This is a genomic window from Roseibium sp. MMSF_3544, from assembly GCF_030732845.1.
In the GTDB taxonomy this organism is placed as follows: Bacteria; Pseudomonadota; Alphaproteobacteria; order Rhizobiales; family Stappiaceae; genus Roseibium.
Genome location: NZ_JASHKA010000007.1, coordinates 24,752 through 42,345, shown reverse-complemented (window position 1 = coordinate 42,345; position 17,594 = coordinate 24,752). Strand labels below are relative to the sequence as shown.

Annotated in this window: 17 protein-coding genes; 9 read left to right on the top strand and 8 right to left on the bottom strand. The window is 56.9% G+C overall.

The window, feature by feature from the left end; translation table 11 throughout:
* Nucleotides 1-116: 116 nt before the first annotated feature.
* Nucleotides 117-1,019 (bottom strand): cupin-like domain-containing protein, encoded by a 903-nt coding sequence (locus RBB47_RS11770; protein WP_305985995.1) that lies wholly within the window; start codon nucleotides 1,017-1,019, stop codon nucleotides 117-119.
* A gap of 169 nt (nucleotides 1,020-1,188) precedes the next feature.
* Between RBB47_RS11770 and RBB47_RS11765 the strand changes: the two genes are divergently transcribed.
* Nucleotides 1,189-2,532: a lipopolysaccharide biosynthesis protein gene (locus RBB47_RS11765; protein ID WP_305985994.1), complete on the top strand. Its 1,344-nt coding sequence runs from the start codon at nucleotides 1,189-1,191 to the stop codon at nucleotides 2,530-2,532.
* A gap of 249 nt (nucleotides 2,533-2,781) precedes the next feature.
* Here the strand turns inward: RBB47_RS11765 and RBB47_RS11760 are convergent, their stop codons facing one another.
* Nucleotides 2,782-3,879 (bottom strand): FAD-binding oxidoreductase, encoded by a 1,098-nt coding sequence (locus tag RBB47_RS11760; protein ID WP_305985993.1) that lies wholly within the window; start codon nucleotides 3,877-3,879, stop codon nucleotides 2,782-2,784.
* Between the two features lie 242 nt (nucleotides 3,880-4,121).
* Nucleotides 4,122-5,036 carry a MurR/RpiR family transcriptional regulator gene (locus RBB47_RS11755; protein WP_305985992.1) on the bottom strand — a complete coding sequence of 305 codons (915 nt, stop codon included), beginning with the start codon at nucleotides 5,034-5,036 and terminating at the stop codon, nucleotides 4,122-4,124.
* Between the two features lie 165 nt (nucleotides 5,037-5,201).
* Between RBB47_RS11755 and RBB47_RS11750 the strand changes: the two genes are divergently transcribed.
* The 7 genes from RBB47_RS11750 (at nucleotide 5,202) to RBB47_RS11720 (ending at nucleotide 11,935) form a co-directional block, all read left to right on the top strand.
* Complete coding sequence (locus tag RBB47_RS11750; protein WP_305985991.1) at nucleotides 5,202-5,705, top strand: TRAP transporter small permease; 504 nt, start codon at nucleotides 5,202-5,204, stop codon at nucleotides 5,703-5,705.
* Nucleotides 5,702-6,988: a TRAP transporter large permease gene (locus RBB47_RS11745; protein ID WP_305985990.1), complete on the top strand. Its 1,287-nt coding sequence runs from the start codon at nucleotides 5,702-5,704 to the stop codon at nucleotides 6,986-6,988. The genes RBB47_RS11750 and RBB47_RS11745 overlap by 4 nt, the downstream gene beginning before the upstream one ends.
* Nucleotides 6,989-7,015: 27 nt before the next feature.
* Complete coding sequence (locus RBB47_RS11740) at nucleotides 7,016-8,062, top strand: DctP family TRAP transporter solute-binding subunit (protein ID WP_305985989.1); 1,047 nt, start codon at nucleotides 7,016-7,018, stop codon at nucleotides 8,060-8,062.
* Between the two features lie 72 nt (nucleotides 8,063-8,134).
* Nucleotides 8,135-9,601 (top strand): M81 family metallopeptidase, encoded by a 1,467-nt coding sequence (locus tag RBB47_RS11735; RefSeq protein WP_305985988.1) that lies wholly within the window; start codon nucleotides 8,135-8,137, stop codon nucleotides 9,599-9,601.
* Nucleotides 9,598-10,656 (top strand): D-TA family PLP-dependent enzyme, encoded by a 1,059-nt coding sequence (locus RBB47_RS11730; RefSeq protein ID WP_371932773.1) that lies wholly within the window; start codon nucleotides 9,598-9,600, stop codon nucleotides 10,654-10,656. The genes RBB47_RS11735 and RBB47_RS11730 overlap by 4 nt, the downstream gene beginning before the upstream one ends.
* Nucleotides 10,657-10,707: 51 nt before the next feature.
* Nucleotides 10,708-11,094 (top strand): RidA family protein, encoded by a 387-nt coding sequence (locus tag RBB47_RS11725; RefSeq protein ID WP_305985987.1) that lies wholly within the window; start codon nucleotides 10,708-10,710, stop codon nucleotides 11,092-11,094.
* Nucleotides 11,095-11,245: 151 nt separating this feature from the next.
* Complete coding sequence (locus tag RBB47_RS11720; protein ID WP_305985986.1) at nucleotides 11,246-11,935, top strand: dimethylsulfonioproprionate lyase family protein; 690 nt, start codon at nucleotides 11,246-11,248, stop codon at nucleotides 11,933-11,935.
* 10 nt (nucleotides 11,936-11,945) lie between these two features.
* Here RBB47_RS11720 and RBB47_RS11715 read toward each other — a convergent pair whose 3' ends face one another.
* The 5 genes from RBB47_RS11715 to RBB47_RS11695 all read right to left on the bottom strand — a co-directional run bounded on the left by RBB47_RS11715 (nucleotide 11,946) and on the right by RBB47_RS11695 (nucleotide 16,150).
* Complete coding sequence (locus RBB47_RS11715) at nucleotides 11,946-12,794, bottom strand: transglutaminase-like domain-containing protein (protein WP_305985985.1); 849 nt, start codon at nucleotides 12,792-12,794, stop codon at nucleotides 11,946-11,948.
* Nucleotides 12,795-12,804: 10 nt separating this feature from the next.
* Nucleotides 12,805-13,926: a permease gene (locus tag RBB47_RS11710; RefSeq protein WP_305985984.1), complete on the bottom strand. Its 1,122-nt coding sequence runs from the start codon at nucleotides 13,924-13,926 to the stop codon at nucleotides 12,805-12,807.
* A gap of 5 nt (nucleotides 13,927-13,931) precedes the next feature.
* A complete protein-coding gene (locus tag RBB47_RS11705) occupies nucleotides 13,932-14,249 on the bottom strand; it encodes a helix-turn-helix transcriptional regulator (protein ID WP_305985983.1) in 318 nt (105 codons plus the stop codon).
* A 306-nt stretch (nucleotides 14,250-14,555) separates the two neighbouring features.
* Nucleotides 14,556-15,230 carry a GntR family transcriptional regulator gene (locus RBB47_RS11700; RefSeq protein ID WP_305985982.1) on the bottom strand — a complete coding sequence of 225 codons (675 nt, stop codon included), beginning with the start codon at nucleotides 15,228-15,230 and terminating at the stop codon, nucleotides 14,556-14,558.
* 125 nt (nucleotides 15,231-15,355) lie between these two features.
* Nucleotides 15,356-16,150, bottom strand: a complete 795-nt coding sequence (locus RBB47_RS11695; RefSeq protein WP_305985981.1) for a glutaredoxin domain-containing protein — start codon at nucleotides 16,148-16,150, stop codon at nucleotides 15,356-15,358.
* Between the two features lie 406 nt (nucleotides 16,151-16,556).
* On the opposite strand from RBB47_RS11695, the gene dctP reads away from it, so the two are divergent.
* A complete protein-coding gene (gene dctP, locus RBB47_RS11690; RefSeq protein ID WP_305985980.1) occupies nucleotides 16,557-17,564 on the top strand; it encodes a TRAP transporter substrate-binding protein DctP in 1,008 nt (335 codons plus the stop codon).
* Nucleotides 17,565-17,594: the final 30 nt, after the last annotated feature.

Genomic DNA, 17,594 nt, shown 5'->3' with positions numbered 1-17,594 from the left:
ACCCTCTCTTCATGAAATCAAATAACCCAACACCTCTTTCTTGACCGAGCAGGCTGTTCTGTCGTCCCTACTACCTCAATAACGACAGACAGCCATGCAACGCTCATCAGGTGTTTCTATGACGTGGTCTCGGGAACCGCCGTATTCGAACGCGTGTCCGTTTTGGACATGGATTGAACCAAACGTGGCCCGATACCGCTCCGGCGCAAGGCATAACTCATCATCACCTTTGACCAGAAACCCGGGCCCTCGACGGCCTGAGACCTCGGCCGGTAACCGAAAACGTGGCTCAGCATTCCGTTTGCATAGTTCACATTGAAATGCCGCCGTGTCGTCTTCGTGCTGTACTCGACTGTAGCGGAGATATTGACCGTATTGCCGTTAACGACGCGATGTGGCCAGTTGAGCGGCCAGAAAAGGCCTGCTCCCGGCGTCAGGTCGTAGACTGTCGCAACCTTTTCGAACGACGGATCGTATGTGATTTCTTCGGCGGTGCTGTGCGTGACCACTTTCTCAAAGTCGCGCTGGTTCAGGAAAGGCTCCTCACCCGGATACAGCCAGATCCGCTTTTCACCGCTGATATGCAAGAGCGCCTGGCCAGGCACATCTGCATGGTAGAATACCCGCGCATTCGGTGAAGAAATCAAAATGCCGATCTGCCGATTGAACGTGGCAAGCCCGGGAACCTCGTTTTCGATCTGATCCATGATCTGATCGACAACTGTTTGATACCTGCTGTCCCGCTCACCTATCTTGCCAAGATTGGCCCAGATACTTCCGTTCTGTATCGCGTCGATAAGCTCGTTCGACGGAGCATTGGCTATGCCTGCGTCTCGCCAGGTACTGGCATCTTCGCGGCTGTTGTTCATCGTCGCCGCTTCACTCACGCAATCCGGGTTCTGCCGGATCAGTTCCGCCAGAGATTCCAGGGAAAAGAGAGCGTTTTCGCTCAGGTCATGCTGAACTTCCGCAATTCCCTCGCCCCACTTCTCCGAAATGTTCCTCAGATCAGTTAACAAAAACCAACCTCCTACACGCACTGCTACACACAGATACTTAGTATTTATTTGTTTAGAATCCCCTAGCGCGATAGAGAGAATCGCAAAGTTCTCGTTTTGGGTTAAAGAAGTATTTAAATGAAGAACAGCACATGCTTGGCCGCCTTCGCATCGTTCACGTGGAGCGCCGATGTCACTTCTTGAGCGGGTAGCAGGCCGCATCGACGTCAGGAGGCTTTTCCTCACGCTGGTGAGCCGAGGCTTGAGCACCGTTTTCAGTTTCGCTCTGATTATTTCACTCGCACGGGTGCTTCCCGCTGCTGAGTATGGTCTTTATGCATTGCTTTTTTCGATTGCCAGTGCTCTTGGGCTGGTCTTGACCAGCGGCCAAACCACGCTGGTCGTCAAGCACCTTCATCGAGAGGATCTGCCGGGAGATCTCAACAATCAACTCTTGGTCGCGCGAAACGTAAAGTGGCAGGCGATCGCAGCCGGAATTGCCTGGGTTGCGGGATTAAGCGCCGTGGCCTCGGGACTTGGTCCGCTGCAGTCCGGGGCTGTGCTTGCGGTTCTGATTTTCGCGTCCGTCTTCATGGCGAGCGAGTATTTTCAGAGTTACTTTCGAGCGCGCAATCAATTGAAGTTGGCTCTGATCCCGCGCGAAAATTTCTGGCGTCCCTTTGCAACCGCGGCAATCTGGATGGCGGTGCTGTCTGGTCTGTCCCTGAACGGTGAAAACGCGCTGATCCTGGTTGCAGCTTGCCTGGCACTTGCCGTTGCCTTGCAAGCCCACTTTTTTGTTCGCGACGCAAGGCACCGCTACCAAAAGCCGGCGGAGCCGGGAAAAGTCGAGCCAACCGCGTCAACCTGGAACCGTGAGTCGGTTTACTTCGGCCTGAACGGTCTCATGACCGCGGTGGCGCTTCACATTGAAGTCGTCATTGTCGGCTTCGTTCTGGGACTTGAAGAAGTGGCTCTCTTCTTTGTCCTGTTCCGGCTGGCAATGCTCCTCAATCTTCCTCAGATCAGCATGGAAACCTACGCGATGCCGATGGTGGCAGAGCGTCTTCGAGAAGGCGACCGCCACGGTGCGCAACAGATCCTGAGCGCATTTGCCGTGGTCACGTTTGTGCTGTCTTTGATAGGAACAGCCATTCTGGTTCCGTTATCACCCTATGTGGTGAAGATCTTCAATCCGGCGTTCGAAGTCTCGCCCCTCCTCATGCTGGCCGTGGCCAGCCAGACCGTCGTGATGGCCTTCTTCGGTCTCGGGACCAGCACGTTGATGATCAGCGGCGGGGAACGTTTCTTCCTGATCTATCGCTCGTTTCTATATGCGGTCTACGCGGCAGCACTCGTTCTTTTCGGATGGCTCGGCGGCCTGATGGGTATTGCCCTTACCATGGCGGGCTTCGTGCTGATCGAGCACGTGTTTGCCGCGGTCTGGTGCCGCCGGGAGGCGAAGGTCGACATCACTGCCACCGGAGCAATAAGGGCGTTTACCGCAAAGGGCACACAATTGCCGGCGGATTAAGGTGAGAGCCCCATCAGCCAACCGACACGTCCGAACTTTACGCGACGATCAAAAAGACCAGGTCACTTTAGAACCGCTACCGGCTGGTATGATTGCCACTTCGGAACTCGCTTCGTTGAGCGGCAAAGCCTCCGTCTCAGAGTCCCATCGTAGAACCGTTGTCAGGCTGCCCGACTGCCTCTTCTTCAACGCGCGGAGCGCCGTTCTCGAAAACAACTGCGGTGTGCCGACCATCGATACCGACTTTGATCAGTCTCGCGCTTCCAGCCACAAACGGGTGGCCTCCAAATCCTTCGACACGATGCCCTCAGCAAGCTTTTGTCCGACCACGGCGCCGAACTTGTATCCGTGCCCGGAGCAGGCCGAAACAACGGTGGCCCTGTCCTCGGTCTTGACGAAAAAGTGCTCGTCGGACGTGAACGTATAGGCGCAGGTCACCACATCGTCGACACGATACTCTTCGATCCTGGCAAAGGGTGGCGCGAAATGATTGCGTAAAGTCTCCCCCTCACCGTCTTTCGCCACACGGTCCTGGTTCGGCCCGGCTTTGTATTTATGAATACCTGCTCCGAATTTCAGACCGGTCCCGGCGACCGGCGGGAGAATGTAACCGTCGACCGGCCCGCCCGGATCGAGGATGGCGGGTGATCTCTGCCATGCGTCGCGCAAATCCTTCGGCGGTGACAGATAGACAACGGCCGTACGATAGGTCGTCAGGCTTACACCCAGTTTCGGAAACAGCCCGAGCGTCCAGGCACCGGAGGTGACGATGACATGATCCCCGCTGTGGCTGCTGCCATCCGCCAGCGTCACAGATCCTGCCGACGGGTCGACGGCAATGACCTCGGCTTTTTCGCGTACGCTCGCGCCGTTGGCGCGCAGCCAGTCGCGAAGGTCTGCCGCGATCTTCTGGCACAGCAGCACTCCGCCCTCTTCGCTCAACAGGCCATAGCGGATGGTTGCCGGATCAACGTAAGGGAAGCGCTCTCCTGTTTCGTCCGGCGTCAGTTCCTGGAACGGATATCCGCCCGCAACAAGGCCACGTCTGTAGTCTTCGCCGCCGTCGTCTTCGGTTTGGGACATCACCATGAAGCCGGTATCGACTAAGTGTTTCTTTCCTAGATCTGACCACATCTCGTCCCAGGCTGCATAGGCGTCGCCGATCCGGCGCTGATAGCCGCCCTGCCCGCCATAGGCCCGCCGGATGATCCGGTGCTGATCGCCGGAAGCCGAGAGCGGATTCGGGACCGGGCCCTGTTCGAAAAGCGTGACCGGAATGCCGCGCTTCGTCAGGGCCCAGGCGGTGGAAAGGCCGGAAATACCGGCTCCGACAACGAGTATTGTCATGAAAAAACCTTGCGATGTGTTCCGGCAATTTAGCCGGAGGAACGCTGTGCGCAAGGGGCGATTTGCCGCCATTCACGCATGCCGGTCATGTGCCATTTAAGCGCTGACACGACGGTTGAAGCCGTTGAGAATTCACATGAAGGCAACCCATTGGCGCCCTCAAAAAATCAAAAGCCGGATAAGAAAATCATGCAAATTTATCAATGATCTATTCTTGACACTGGAATCAACTCCTGAGCCATTTAGTCGCCGAGCGGCTGCGGTCCGGTGCGTCCGTGATAGGCCGTCAGGGATGCTCTTATCCGGCGCAGGTTTTCCGTTGTGTCATCAGACCTCAACTGCGCCACTGCCATGGCGAGCGCGTCGATTATGACCAGATAGGCGTAACGGGACGCGGTCGGTTTATAAATGTCCGGGTCTTCCGGAAGATCGATCTCAAGCGCGCATTCCACACTGCGGGCAAGCGTACTCTCCGACTTGGTGATGGCAAGGGTTGTCGCGCCATAGCCACCCGCAATTTCTGCCGCGCTCAACACTTCGTCGGCTTCTCCGCTGGAGGAAATCAGGAGGATCACATCGGACTTCGAAAGGGTCGCGGCGCGCATCTGCAATAGATAACTGTCGGAGACGGCAGCAACCGGGATGCCCAGGCGAAACAGACGGTTTGACGTTTCCTGAGCAAGCATTGACGAACCTCCGCCGATGCCGCCGACGAGTAACGTTCTGGCGCCGGCGATGTGGTTTTTTGCTGCTTCAAACGCCTCCCCGTCCAGTTGACGCCGCATCACATTGAGTGATGCCGACAGAGCCCCGATGACCTGGTCGAGAATTCCGGAACCGGTCTCCGGTTCGGACCGGTCACCAACGTCGAGATACTGCAGACTGACGGCAAGGTTCTGGGCAAGGCGGATCTTGAACTCCCGGAAACCGTCACAGCCCATGGTGCGGCAGAAGCGAACCACCGTCGGCGAGCTTACATCGCAAGCCTGTGCCACCTCGGCAATCGTCATGGAACTGATACGCTCCAGGTTGGACGAGACGAAATTAGCAACCTTCTGCTCACGCGCGGAAAGCTGTCCGTCGGACTTTTTCAAATTGGACAATACGTCAACGGCCGCGTGACCGAGACCGTCATCAACTTTCAACCTTGCCTGCATGTTTCCTCCTGCCCATTCTGTAACTCAGTTACAAAAATCGGTCAATATTGACGCCATTCGCAGCGTGTTAAAACGCATTTTTGTAATTAAATGACAAATTTGGCTTGACTTTTGGGCTTTCTCCAAGAAATTATCTAACGGAGTTTCATTTGGGAGGGTGGCAGTTTGAAAACTCTGGCAGAAGGAATCAGCCGCAGACTGAACCGTGCCATCGAGGCGATTGTCGCGTTGCTGATGCTGGCACTGGTGATTGATGTCTGGATTGGCGTCATCGATCGCTACTGGTTTCACTGGCAGCTGCCCTGGCCGGAAACCCTCGCTCGCTATCTGATGATCTGGGCCGCCATGCTGGCGGTCTCGTCGGGCATTGCCCGCCGCGAACACATCGGCCTGACATCCTTTTTGATGACGCTGCCCGCCTGGTTCCGCCGAGTGGTGCTGATAGTCATCGACCTACTTGCCATCGCACTGTTCTTTTACGTGTTCTGGTTCGGCATCGGCTTTGCCCAAAGCGGAGCAACGCGACAGGCCATGATCTTCGGCGCAACGCTGGAGCCCTTCTTCTGGGCGATACCCACTTCTGCGTTTCTTGCAATCGTTCAACTGGCTCTTGTTCTGGTTCGGGATCAGGGCCTGCAGCTCGACCAGGCAGCGGAGGCAAGCGCATGATTGTTGCCGTTACCTTCGTTCTTCTGATCCTGTTCGGTATGCCCATCGGCTTTGCCATTGGACTTGCCGGTGTTGTCGGCCTCATCGACATGGGAGGTGGTCCGAATTTCCTCGCCATCGGCCCGAGCAAGATCTTTAACGGCCTGAACATCTTCCCTTTCCTGGCCATGCCTTTCTTCATTCTCGCAGGCGAGATCATGAACGGCATCGGTATTACCGACCGGCTGGTGAAACTGGCGCAGGTTCTGGTAGGCCGGTTCAGGGGCGGGCTCGCGCACACCAACATGCTGGCCTCCGTGTTCTTTGCCGGGCTGACCGGTTCAGCAACCGCCGACGCGGCCGCCTTTGGCCGAACGCTCGTTCCGGCGATGGAAAAGGAAGGGTACTCCCGCGACTATGCCTGCGCGGTCACCGCCGCCGGTTCAATCATAGGTCCGACAATCCCGCCTTCAGGGCTGATGGTGGTCTACGGATCACTCATGGGCGTTTCGATCGGCGGTCTGTTCGCCGCCGGTATCCTGCCCGGTCTCGTCATCTGTCTCGTATGCATGGCCGTCATCGTGATCGGCGGCAAGCGCGAGAACCTCCCGAAGGCAGCGCGCGGTGCGAGCTTGAGCGAAGTTTGGAAAACGTTCGTCTCGTCGATCACCGCATTGTTGATGCCCGTCATCATCCTGGGCGGCATTCTCGGTGGCGTCGTTACGCCGACCGAAGCTGCATCAATCGCGGTCGCTTATGCGCTCTTCATCGGAATTTTCGTCTATCGCACGCTGACCGTTCGCAATTTCTATTCGATGCTCGTGCGCACGGCGCGGATCACCGGCGTCATCTTCGTGATCATCGCCTTTGCCGGCATCCTCGGCTGGTGGATGAGTTTTGAACGCATTCCGCAAATGCTTGCCGGAACCGTTCTCGGGATCTCCGAAAACCCCTATGCCGTGATCGCCATTGTCATCGGGATCCTGTTGCTCGTCGGCATGGTCATGGACATTACCGCGATCCTGATCATCCTGGCCCCTGTTCTGGTTCCGCTTACCGAGCAGATCGGGCTGGAGCCGATCCATGCCGGCATCATCTTCGTCCTGGCTTTGAACATTTCGCTCATGACGCCGCCCGTCGGCGCCTGCCTGTTCGTCCTGTCCTCGGTCACAGGCGAAAAGCTCGAACGGATCGCAGTGAAGCTGATGCCGTTCCTGATCGCAGAAATCACCATCCTGTTCCTGTTTGCATTCTGGGAGGACGCGGCGCTGCTGCTGCCGCGCGCCTTCGGATTTGCCCAATAGGCCACGTCTTCAACAGAGGAGGTACTTATGAAGACATTGAAAGTAGGGCTCGTCGCAGGCGCTATCGCAGCGCTGACGGTAACCACAGCATTGGCAGAAGGCGGCGTGATCCGTTTCGGCCATGACAACAAGACAGATCCGTTTGAAAACCCGGCTCACGCCTGCACTGCAGTCTTTTCCAATATCGTTGCCGCGGACACCAACGGCAGTGTGACGGTTGAGGTCTTCGGCTCCAACCAGCTCGGCTCCGCGGCCGAACACGTCCAGCAGGTTCGCGATGGCGTTATTCAGGCGACGCTGACATCGACCGGCGCGCTCGCCAGCTACTATCCGCGGATCGACGTTCTCAATCTGCCCTTTGCGTTTGCCAACAACGCCTCGACCTACGCTGTCTTCGACGGCCCCTTCGGTGAAGCGCTTGCAGCAGACATTGAAGAAGCCCTTGGTGACGTCGTGGTGCTCGGCTTCCCAGACACGGGCGGTTTCTTTGCCGTGACCAACTCGCAGCGGCCGATTGCCGATCTTGATGACTTCGACGGCATCCGCATCCGGACGATGACCCTGCCCTCGCACCAGAAAATTGTCCAGGCTCTGGGCGCCGAAGCCTATCCGCTCAGCTGGGGTGAGGTTTACTCCGGACTGCAGACGGGTGTCATCGACGGTCAGATGAACCCTGTGCCGATCATCTCCTTCGCGAACTTCGCGGAAGTCCAGAAATACATGACACTCACCAACCACCTGTTTTCGCCCTACACCTTCATGGTCAATCGCGCCTTCTTCGAAGGATTGAGCGAAGCCGAGCAGAACACACTGCGTGTCGCGGCGGAAAACTGCGTCGCTGCCAGCCGGGGCCTCTCCCGCATCATCGAGGCGTCCGATCGTGGTCTTGCCGGCCTCATGGACAAGATCGAGGTGACCGCTCTCACCGACGACCAACGCAAGGCAATGGCGAGCGCAACCCAACCGGCGTTCGAAACCCATGTGGCTGAAAATCTTGATGCGAAGGCGACCGAACTTCTGACCCTCTTCAAGGGAGAAGTCGACGCCGCCAACAACAGCAGCTACCTGAACTGATTTCAGCGGTCCTCCCAGGCGGGGGGTGCTCCGGCTCCCCTCGCCGACTTTTCCTACTGACCTGGGGTTTTCATGCGCGTTTTTTGTGCGTCTGTCGCAACCGAAACCAATACGTTTTCTCCCTTGCGAACTGACTTCTCGGATTTCCAACAGAGCTTTTATGCCCCTCCCGGACGACATCCGGAAACACCGACCCTGTGCAGCGCCATTTTTCCGGCTCTGCGGAATCGCGCAGCAAGCGGCGAAATCGAATTGGTAGAGGGCACCGCAACCTGGGCCGAACCCGGGGGCCTTGTCAGCGCGGGCACCTGGCAGCGCCTGAAAAACGAAGTCCTTGATCAGCTCAAAGCCGCCCTCCCCCTTGATGCGGCCATCTTCGGGCTGCACGGCGCCATGATCGCCGACGGCTCTGTCGACTGTGAAGGCGAACTCCTGGAGGCAGCCAGACAGATTGTCGGGCCCCAGTGCCGCATTGGAGCCAGCTTCGACCCGCACAGCCACTTGAGTGAAAAACGCGTCAGAAATGCCGACGTCATTACCGTTTTCAAGGAGTTCCCGCATACGGATTTCGTTGAGGCCGGCGAAACATGTGTCGACCTGACACTTCGCGCCGTGCGCGGAGAGATCAGACCGGAAACCAGTGTCTTTGACGTGCGCATGATCGACGTGCTTCCAACCAGCACACAGCCGATGCGCGGCTTCATCGACAGGCTGCGGCAGTTGGAACGGTCCGGCCAAATCCTGTCGGCCTCCATCATTCACGGTTTCATGGCAGGCGATTCACCCGATCTTGGCGCCAAGGTCATTGTCACAACCGATGGAGACCGGCCAAAAGGCGATGCGCTCGCCCGCGAGCTCGGCATGGAGCTTTTCGGATTTCGCGGTCGTGCCGCACCGGACTTCCTGGCACCACTCGATGCACTGCAACGGGCCGATGAAAGCAACGCACCACCGGTTGTCATCGCCGATGTCTGGGACAATCCCGGTGGCGGTGTTGCCGGCGACTCCACCATTTTGCTGCAGCATGTTCTGGACCAGAACCTGAAAGGGGTTGCCCTTGGAACGATCTGGGACCCGATGGCGGTCCGCCTGTGTTTCGCAGCCGGGGAAGGTGCCGAACTCGATCTTCGCTTCGGCGGCAAAACCTCGGCACATGCCGGTCAACCCATCGATGCCAGGGTCAAGGTCACCGCGCTTGTCGAAAACGCCGTCCAGCGCTTCGGCGCATCGGTCGTACCACTTGGAAACAGCGCTGCCATTCGGATCGGAGATCTCGATATCGTGCTGAATTCCAACCGGTCCCAGGCTTTCTCGCCGGACCTCTTCACTAATCTCGGCATTGATATCGGCGCAAAACGCATCCTGATCGTCAAGTCGACAAATCATTTTCACGGAGCATTTGCACCTCTTGCGGGAGAAATCCTTTATGCCGCCGTTGATGGGCCCTATCCTAACGATCCGCGCCGGACTGCCTATACGCGTCTGAAGCGTGCGCTCTGGCCAATGGTAGACAATCCCCATCAAGAGGAATTTGCATGATCTTCGAGACCCTCGACACGCCCGCCGTCCTTGTCGACCTCGATGTTGCCGAGGCCAATATCCGCAAATACCAGGCGTATTGCGACACCCACGGACTGAAACTGCGCCCCCATATCAAGACCCATAAGCTGCCCTCGCTGGCCAAATACCAACTTGCGCAAGGCGCCGTCGGGATCACCTGCCAGAAGGTCAGCGAAGCTGAAGCGATGGTCGCCGAAGGCGGCATCGAGGACGTTCTGATCACCTACAACATCGTCGGCGAGAGAAAGACAAAACGTCTGCGCGCGCTCGCCGAGAAAGTCAGTCTGTCGGTCGTCGCCGACAGCGATGTTGTTGCAGAGGGCTTGAGCCAGGCCTTCGCAGATGCGTCCGATCCACTTTCAGTGCTCGTGGAATGCAACACCGGGGCTGATCGCTGTGGTGTCGCGACACCGGAGGATGCGGCAAGACTGGCGCGCCGGATCACGGAGTTGCCCGGATTGAGCTTTGCCGGCTTGATGACCTTTCCCGCGTTCGGCGGTTTCACCGAAGCAGCCGACTGGCTGAGCCGGGCAAAAGACCTGATCGAAAAAGACGGGATCAAGGTTCCCCGTGTGTCTTCCGGCGGATCGCAGGATATGTGGCAAGCCCATCTCGCAGCCCCGGTCACGGAACATCGGATCGGCACTTACGTTTACAATGACCGCTCGCTTGTGACCCGGGGCAATTGCAGCTGGCAGGATTGCGCACTGACGGTGCTGGCAACCGTCGTGTCGGTTCCCTCCGAAACTCATGCGATCGTGGATGCCGGGTCGAAGGTACTGACAACCGATCTGTTCGGCCTTCAGGGGCACGGACATGTACTGGGCCGCGAGGATCTTTCGATAGACCAGCTCAGCGAGGAACACGGTCGCGTCGTCTCATCCGGGCCGATCAACCTTGCGGTGGGTGAAAGACTGCGGATCGTTCCCAATCATGCCTGTGTCGTTGCCAACATGCTGGAGCATGTCGAAAGCATTCGCGGCACCGATGTCCTCGGCCCCTTACCGGTCGCCGCGCGCGGCCAGGTCTGGTGAGCGGACCGACAGAAGGCTCAATCTTCAGCAAAAGCAAGTCAGGAGACACTTATGCCAATCGAACGTATCGGTGTTGAACGCACCGGAGCGGGTGGACAGAACCTGCCCTTTTCACCGGCCGTGCGCGCAGGCGATTTCGTATTCATTTCCGGTCAGGTGGCAATGAACGAAAAAGGCGAGATCGAACCTGGCGGGATCGAAGCCCAGACCAAACGCACAATGGACAATGTCGTCGCAGTTTTGAAGAAAGCCGGGTGCACATTGGACGATGTGGCAAAGGTCAATGTCTGGCTTGATGACACAAGGGACTTCTGGACCTTCAACCGGATTTACGCGGGCTACTTTCCCGATGGTGCGCCTGCGCGCTCAACCGTCCGCTCCCAGCTGATGGTCGATGCCAAGGTCGAAATTGACGTGGTCGCCTACAAGCCGCTTTAGGTTCAGAACAAACCTCGGTGTTGCGGCACTCCGTTGCGCCTGAACCGGCATCGCAAAGAACTCGCGTCGTTTGGCGTAAATCCTGCTTGCCCGAACCCCGGACCTGGGTGTTATGGAAGCACGAGATCGGGAAACGGCGTAAGAGGCACACGTGTTGGAAGACGGCAAGACAGACGAGCAGGAATTGGCACCGGAATTCCTGTCCGATTACCCGGACTGGGGATATCTGCTACGGGAATTCTACGAGGTGTACCGGTTCTTGTCGTCGGGCGGGAGCGACAAGATCCGGGCTCACCAGCGCACCGTTCGTGAGGCGATCAGCCGGGTCAGCAGAGCGAAGACGGTCATCCGCTTCGGCGAGCCTGCCCAAAAACCGGTCACGGCGCATCTGAAACGTGCTTTGGACGAAGGCAGGCTCGAAAGAACGGCACCGCTTATCCGCGCGATTGAAAGCGTCCAGGGAAACCTTGCCTGGCAATACGGCTACGAAAAAGTGCCAAGAGGACTTAGCAAAAGCTACGCCTACGCGGAGCTGTGCGGACCCAATGGTCCCGTGCTCACGACGGAAGTCATTCTCGGCCTTGTGCTGTTTGCACCGGGCTGTGTTTATCCCTCCCATGCCCACAGCGGCATTTCGGAGAGTTACATCTGCCTGTCCGGCGCCGTCTCGGAGAACCACCAGGGGGTCTATGCGCCCGGCTCGATGATCTTCAACCCGCCGGAGCACACCCACCGGATCACGGTGTCGAAACTTGAACCGGCGCTTCTGGCCTACGCCTGGACGGGTCCTCAGGAAAAACTCGGCAACCAGAAAATGGTGTTCAGCCGCAAGCGCGGCTGATTGCCGGATTTCAGGCTACAGCCTCGGATGACTGGATCGTGCGCCTGATCGTCACGTCCGACTTCTCGAAACGGCCCTCGCCAGAAATCCAGGCCGGCTCGCTGATCAGTTTTTCGCAGACGATGCCGAGTTCGGGAAAGGTGAGCCCCATGGAATGCGCGACCGCGACGCGGTCGCCCGGCTTGGGATTGAGACCGCAGCAAACGTTACGCGTGCCCATCTTCAGGTGATGGGCAATGTCCCACTCCAGGACAACACCTTGATGTCGCGTCACCACCCAGCAATGGGCGTCCTGACAGCATCCGTTCTTCTCTTCGGGAAAGAAATATCCGGTGATGTAGCCGGCCTCATAACCCGCCGCCCTCAGAGACGCGATCAGGTAGGTGTTTATGTCGATGCAGGACCCCTCGGTCAGACCGCAGGCAAGGTATGGAACTTCGTCGCACCCGTCGTTGAAGCGCGCCTCGGGATGGGCGTAGCGGAATTTTTCCGCTGCCGAATTCACCAGGGCCTGGATCGCCGCATGCCCGTCCGGCTGTGCTTCAGAGATGTTGATCGCATCGAAAACAAGAGTTTCTGCTGCTTGCGTAAATCTGTTCCGGTGCGGTGTGAAGATGGCGTCCGGATAGCCGGGTCCGCGTTCCCGGAACGTGTAGCGGACTTCGACGGCCTGTCCGGGCTCCGGTGCGACAACGGCGACGATCTGGCCTGTCGTCTCTTCGCCCGTCAGATTGAAGCTGCCGCCGGAGACGTCGAAATGAACCGGCATCTGGTAGGGGGTCGGCAGTCCGACGGGAACGAGCAATTTCCGGGACGCGTCTTCATGTGGCGCGACAGTTACCGAAACTGAAGTCTGCATCTGTCCGTCCTCAGATAACGAGCTGGAAGATCAGGCCGGACAGAACCGCGCCCACGAAACCAAGTCCGAGATAAGTCGCAAAGACCTGCGGCTTCACCAGTGACCAGACCGCGGCCATGGCGGGAATGGAGCTGACGGCACCGGCAATCATGAAGGCCATGGCAGCGCCCGCGCTCATGCCCTGTTCCATGAGACCGGCCAGAAGTGGCGGTGCGACATAGCTGTTCAGGTAAGCAGGCATGCCGACGAGAGCGGAAATCGCGATCGATCCGACGCCTTCACCGCCGACCACACCGGCAATCAGGTTGGCCGGGACATAAGTCACAAGCGCAGCTTCCAGCACATAGGCCAGCGCCAGCCACTTCACCAGAAAGAAGGCGTTGGCCTTGAGTTCTTCGAAAAACTTGTCGGTGCGCTCGGCTTCGCCCCAGAATTTCCAGACCGGACGGCCTGTCTTGGGGGAAGCGCCGCACCCGCAGCCGCTTGCCGAAGATCCGATCTTGACGGGGTTGGAAAACACACCGGTCTTCAGCAACACGGAAACAAGGAAGCCTCCGAAAAGACCGAGCGCGACGGCAAAGACCGCCTTGCCGATGGCGAATGGCCATCCAAGCGCACCTGCGGTGATCAGCAGTGTCGGTGGATCAATGAGTGGTGACGACAGCCAGAACGCCATGATTGCCGAAAGCGGCGCGCCGACGGCCAGCAGCCCGGCAATGAATGGGATGACTTCGCAGGAACAAAAAGGGGCAAGGCCGCCGAAAAGGGCAGCGAGAAAAATCGCCTGCGTTTCGCGGCCTTCAAAGGCTTTGCCCACATAAGCTTCTGCTCCGGCTGCCTTGAGCCACGCGATCAGCGCAACTGCAAAAGCAATATACGGCAGCGTTCCAAGGAACGCCTTGACTGCAAAACTGACGAAGGGAACAAACTGGACCTGGTCGAGCAGAAGAACCAGCAAGGGGCCGCCGATAACAATTGTCCAGGTCGAGAGGATGTAATTCCTGCCCGGAAAGCTTTTCCAGGACCATTTGGATTTGGCTTCGGGTGCCGCACAACACGCGCTTCCCGAAGAACCACCACTTGCCGTTCCCGAGCCCGGGTCGATCTCGATGCGTTCCAGCGTATCGGACATTCCAGTTACCCCTTCCCCGCCTGCGGCTCGCAGCCGTTTTCGTCAGCGCAGCATTCCTTGAGAATGTACCCGGCAAGGCCTTCCAGGTGATCGAACGCCGCCCGGTTGATGACGGACCTGCCGTCCTTTTCCTGATGAACCAGCCCGGCCGAGGAAAGAAACTTCAGATGATGCGCAAGTGTCGACGCGGCCATGCCGGTCCGGGATTGGATGTCTCCAACCGTCAGGCCCTTCTGCCCCGCCTTCACCAAAGTCAACACCACCTGCAAACGGGCTTCCGAGCCTAGCGCCGCAAACCCCTGCGCAGCTTCCTCAAGTACCATTCTCGCCTCATTCAATATAACTATATTTCTAGTTATATAGTTTCTTGAAGCTTGTCAAGGACTGTACTTTCCTGGGAAATGACCCCGTCGGGTACTCAGGAGCAGATGGCTTCGACCGAAACTGATCAACGGAAAAGAGCCTCTTGCGCAAACTGCCACGCCGAGACTGGCATCACCGCGCCAATTAAGAAAAGAGGCAGGTTTTACCTGTTCACACGTGTGAAAGTTTCTACCGGGAGTTCGGTCATCGCACGTGTTCCCAAAAGATCGGAACCGGTGCTGCGATGCGCATTCCGGGCGCTCGCCTTACGAAAAGAAGACGCCGTCATCGAAATTTTTGCTGACAGTCGAATAGGCTGAAAAAATATGCTCTTTCATGAGCGCCTCGGCGCGCATACCGCTGCGCCTCAAGATGCATTCGAGAATCATCCGGTGCTGGTCATTGAATGTTCTCAAGTCATTGAGCGTGTAGTGCCCGATGACCGGAGGAAACACGGATGGGATTTTTTTGACGTCCTCGAGAGCATTGTCGAAGAACTTGTTGTCTGAACTCGACAGAATGGCCGAATGGAATTTTTGGTTATGCGTGCGCCACTGGCTGCGCAGATCCGAATCCACCACGGAATTCTTGTCGGTCAGCTTGTCGACGAGTTCCAATGCGTATCTGGCTTCCCGCTCGGCCTCCAAGGACATGCCTCTTTCCGCCACACGGCGGCACACCGCCCCCTCAACCAGGGACCGCATCTCAAAGGCTTGCCGGACATCATCGTGACTAACGGACCGGACCAGAAAACCCTTGTTGGGCTCATATTCCAACAACCCATCCTGCGCGTTCGCAGTCAACGCGACACGCACCGGCGTTCTGGAAGCCTTGAACATTTCTGCCAGCGGCTGTTCGCGCAAGTGTTCTCCAGGAAGAAACTCTCCACTCAGGATCTTGTCCCGAATGGCCTGAGTGATTTTCTTGGAAACAACGGCCATTGCCGAACCTCACCAACCTGGTTTCAACGCTAATTTGAGTCCAACTTACAATAGCTTGGGAGCGAATTGGAAACAGTAATCCGCGCAGATGAGCCTGTCGTTTACAGATCCGGCAAGGCAGTCACTCAATCGTTGGCGTCATCCCAGACATTCTCCGGCATTGGCAGGTTCGCCATGAGGCCGGAGTCAATTTTGGCGGCAGGTTCAATGCTCAGGTTTTCAAGGACCCATACGAGTTGCCTTGCGTGCTGCATGGAATGCCATGTCGTGCGCTCAAGAAACTCATGCAAGGTCTGCGTGCCGTAATAGACGTTTGCAGATGCACCCCAGTCGGTGTCCGGTTGAAAGGATTGCAAAAGCCCGTCAAAACGGTTGCGCACATCTTCGCCGTATTCACTCAATGCTCTCGTGGTCATCAAATCGGAAGCTGGTGTGCGGAAATACGATTCATAGACCAATGGCTGACCCTCTTCGTGCTCCAGATAGGCGTCAACAATATTGACGATGTGGTAGACGAGGTCGGCATAACTGCGCGGCCGATTTGGGAGCAGATCCTGAAGTTTTTCCTCCGGCAAGCATCGAGTGTTTGCGATCGTCGCATCCAGCACCGAGAGGGTGCGTTCTCCCAGCTCTAAAGGAGAAACGGTCTCGCGCCTCCCGAGCGAAATTCCACAAAGCTCGGCGACATCTGCCAGAACCTGCCCATCCGCCCACTTGTCACCGTGAACAACGATCGGCACGCGGCGAATACCAAGCCGGGCCAGTTCTTCGAACGCCGTCTCATCAGCCAGAACGTTCCTGGACTCGAACGCGACACCGTTTCTTGTAAGAAACTCCTTTGTTCTCAAGCAACTACTGCACCCTGGCTGCCAATACACCGCGATATCGTGCGTGGAAGCCCCTCCTCCCTGAGTTGTCATGATCAGCTCTCCTGAACCAAATTCGGAGGCGAATATATCAGCTATTGTTTTTTTTACAAGTTTTTAAAAAACATTAAAAACAATAGTTTATATTGTTTTCAGAATATATTGTTTAAATTTGTAAATCGACTCTCTTACATTCAAATGCCGTCGGGTGATTGCCATTTCCAGTTAATTCTTTCATTTAAAAAGTCAATTTTGTCAGACGCTTATGAAAAGCTTATTACAATACACCTTGTACAAAAGTGAAAAATTCACGAATTATAAAGGGCAGAGTCAAACTTATCTTTCAAAGATTGACTATTGCATGCAATATGATAATCAAGAATTCATCTTGTGACGCTTTTGCGTTTCAAAAGGAGGGTCAGGAGGGGCCCGGCCTTTTCCGAAGAGGGGAAGAATCAAAATGAAAACTGTTCTAGTAAGTGCCTGCAGCGCCATCCTGATACTGGGTGCAGTATCCACCGCCAGTGCAGAAAACTTGCGGATTCAGTCCGTGGTCTCCGCCGGCTCGTCCGCGAACCAGCAGCTGGAGAAGTTCGCTGAAAATGTCGGCCTGATGTCAGGGGGCCGGCTTACGATTGAAATTCTGCCTGATGGAGCGGTGGTCGACGCCAGCGAGACGCTCGATGCGATTGGCAAGGGCCTGTTGGACGGTCACTTTGCGTCCGTTGGCTATTTTGCCGGCCAGGACAAGGCCTTTGCCGTCCTGGGTCATTTCATGGCGGGTTACGAAACTCCTGATCAGTTCAAAATGTTTTACGATCAGTGTGGCGGCAAGGAAATGCTGGGCGAGCTGTACGGCGAATATGGCGCTCATCTGGTTGGCACCGCCTTCTGGCAACCTGAAGCGATCCCATCAAATATCCCGCTGCCGGGAATTGGCGCCATGGAAGGCATAAAAATGCGGGCACCTGGCGGCGTCGTTGGGTCTGTGTTTTCTGCCGCGGGCGTGAGTGTCGTGACCTTGCCTGGCAGCGAGGTCTTTGAAGCACTGAGTTCAGGACTGGTGGATGCGACGGATTACAGCACACTCGGCACAAATCTGCAGGCTGGACTGCACGAGTTCGCCAAGCACACTATTTATCCAAGCATAACCTCGATGCCTGCTTTTGAAATCTCGTTCAGCTCCAAAAAATGGGACGCATTGGATGACGATTTGAAGGCGATCGTTGAGGTTGCTGCAAACCAGTTTGCAACCGATCTGGCCCAGGTCACTTTCCTTGAAGACCAGGAAGCACTCGGCGGCATGCAGGATCTTGGCGTCACCGTTCACGACTGGTCCGTCGAAGACAGACAGAAGTTCCGCGCACTCGCTGCGGAAGCTGTCAAGGAATACGCATCAGACAGCGGCAGCGCGCAAAAAGCCTATGATCTTCACATTGCCTGCATGGAAAAGCTGAACTTGCTGTAACGCCCCTTCCGGCAACAGTTTCTACGCGCG

Coding starts and splice junctions, on each gene's coding strand:
- RBB47_RS11765 (WP_305985994.1), top strand. CDS start 1,189: ATGTCACTTCTTGAGCGGGTAGCAGGCCGCATCGACGTCAGGAGGCTT.
- RBB47_RS11760 (WP_305985993.1), bottom strand. CDS start 3,879: ATGACAATACTCGTTGTCGGAGCCGGTATTTCCGGCCTTTCCACCGCC.
- RBB47_RS11755 (WP_305985992.1), bottom strand. CDS start 5,036: ATGCAGGCAAGGTTGAAAGTTGATGACGGTCTCGGTCACGCGGCCGTT.
- RBB47_RS11745 (WP_305985990.1), top strand. CDS start 5,702: ATGATTGTTGCCGTTACCTTCGTTCTTCTGATCCTGTTCGGTATGCCC.
- RBB47_RS11740 (WP_305985989.1), top strand. CDS start 7,016: ATGAAGACATTGAAAGTAGGGCTCGTCGCAGGCGCTATCGCAGCGCTG.
- RBB47_RS11735 (WP_305985988.1), top strand. CDS start 8,135: ATGCGCGTTTTTTGTGCGTCTGTCGCAACCGAAACCAATACGTTTTCT.
- RBB47_RS11730 (WP_371932773.1), top strand. CDS start 9,598: ATGATCTTCGAGACCCTCGACACGCCCGCCGTCCTTGTCGACCTCGAT.
- RBB47_RS11725 (WP_305985987.1), top strand. CDS start 10,708: ATGCCAATCGAACGTATCGGTGTTGAACGCACCGGAGCGGGTGGACAG.
- RBB47_RS11715 (WP_305985985.1), bottom strand. CDS start 12,794: ATGCAGACTTCAGTTTCGGTAACTGTCGCGCCACATGAAGACGCGTCC.
- RBB47_RS11710 (WP_305985984.1), bottom strand. CDS start 13,926: ATGTCCGATACGCTGGAACGCATCGAGATCGACCCGGGCTCGGGAACG.
- RBB47_RS11705 (WP_305985983.1), bottom strand. CDS start 14,249: ATGGTACTTGAGGAAGCTGCGCAGGGGTTTGCGGCGCTAGGCTCGGAA.
- RBB47_RS11700 (WP_305985982.1), bottom strand. CDS start 15,230: ATGGCCGTTGTTTCCAAGAAAATCACTCAGGCCATTCGGGACAAGATC.
- RBB47_RS11695 (WP_305985981.1), bottom strand. CDS start 16,150: ATGACAACTCAGGGAGGAGGGGCTTCCACGCACGATATCGCGGTGTAT.
- dctP (WP_305985980.1), top strand. CDS start 16,557: ATGAAAACTGTTCTAGTAAGTGCCTGCAGCGCCATCCTGATACTGGGT.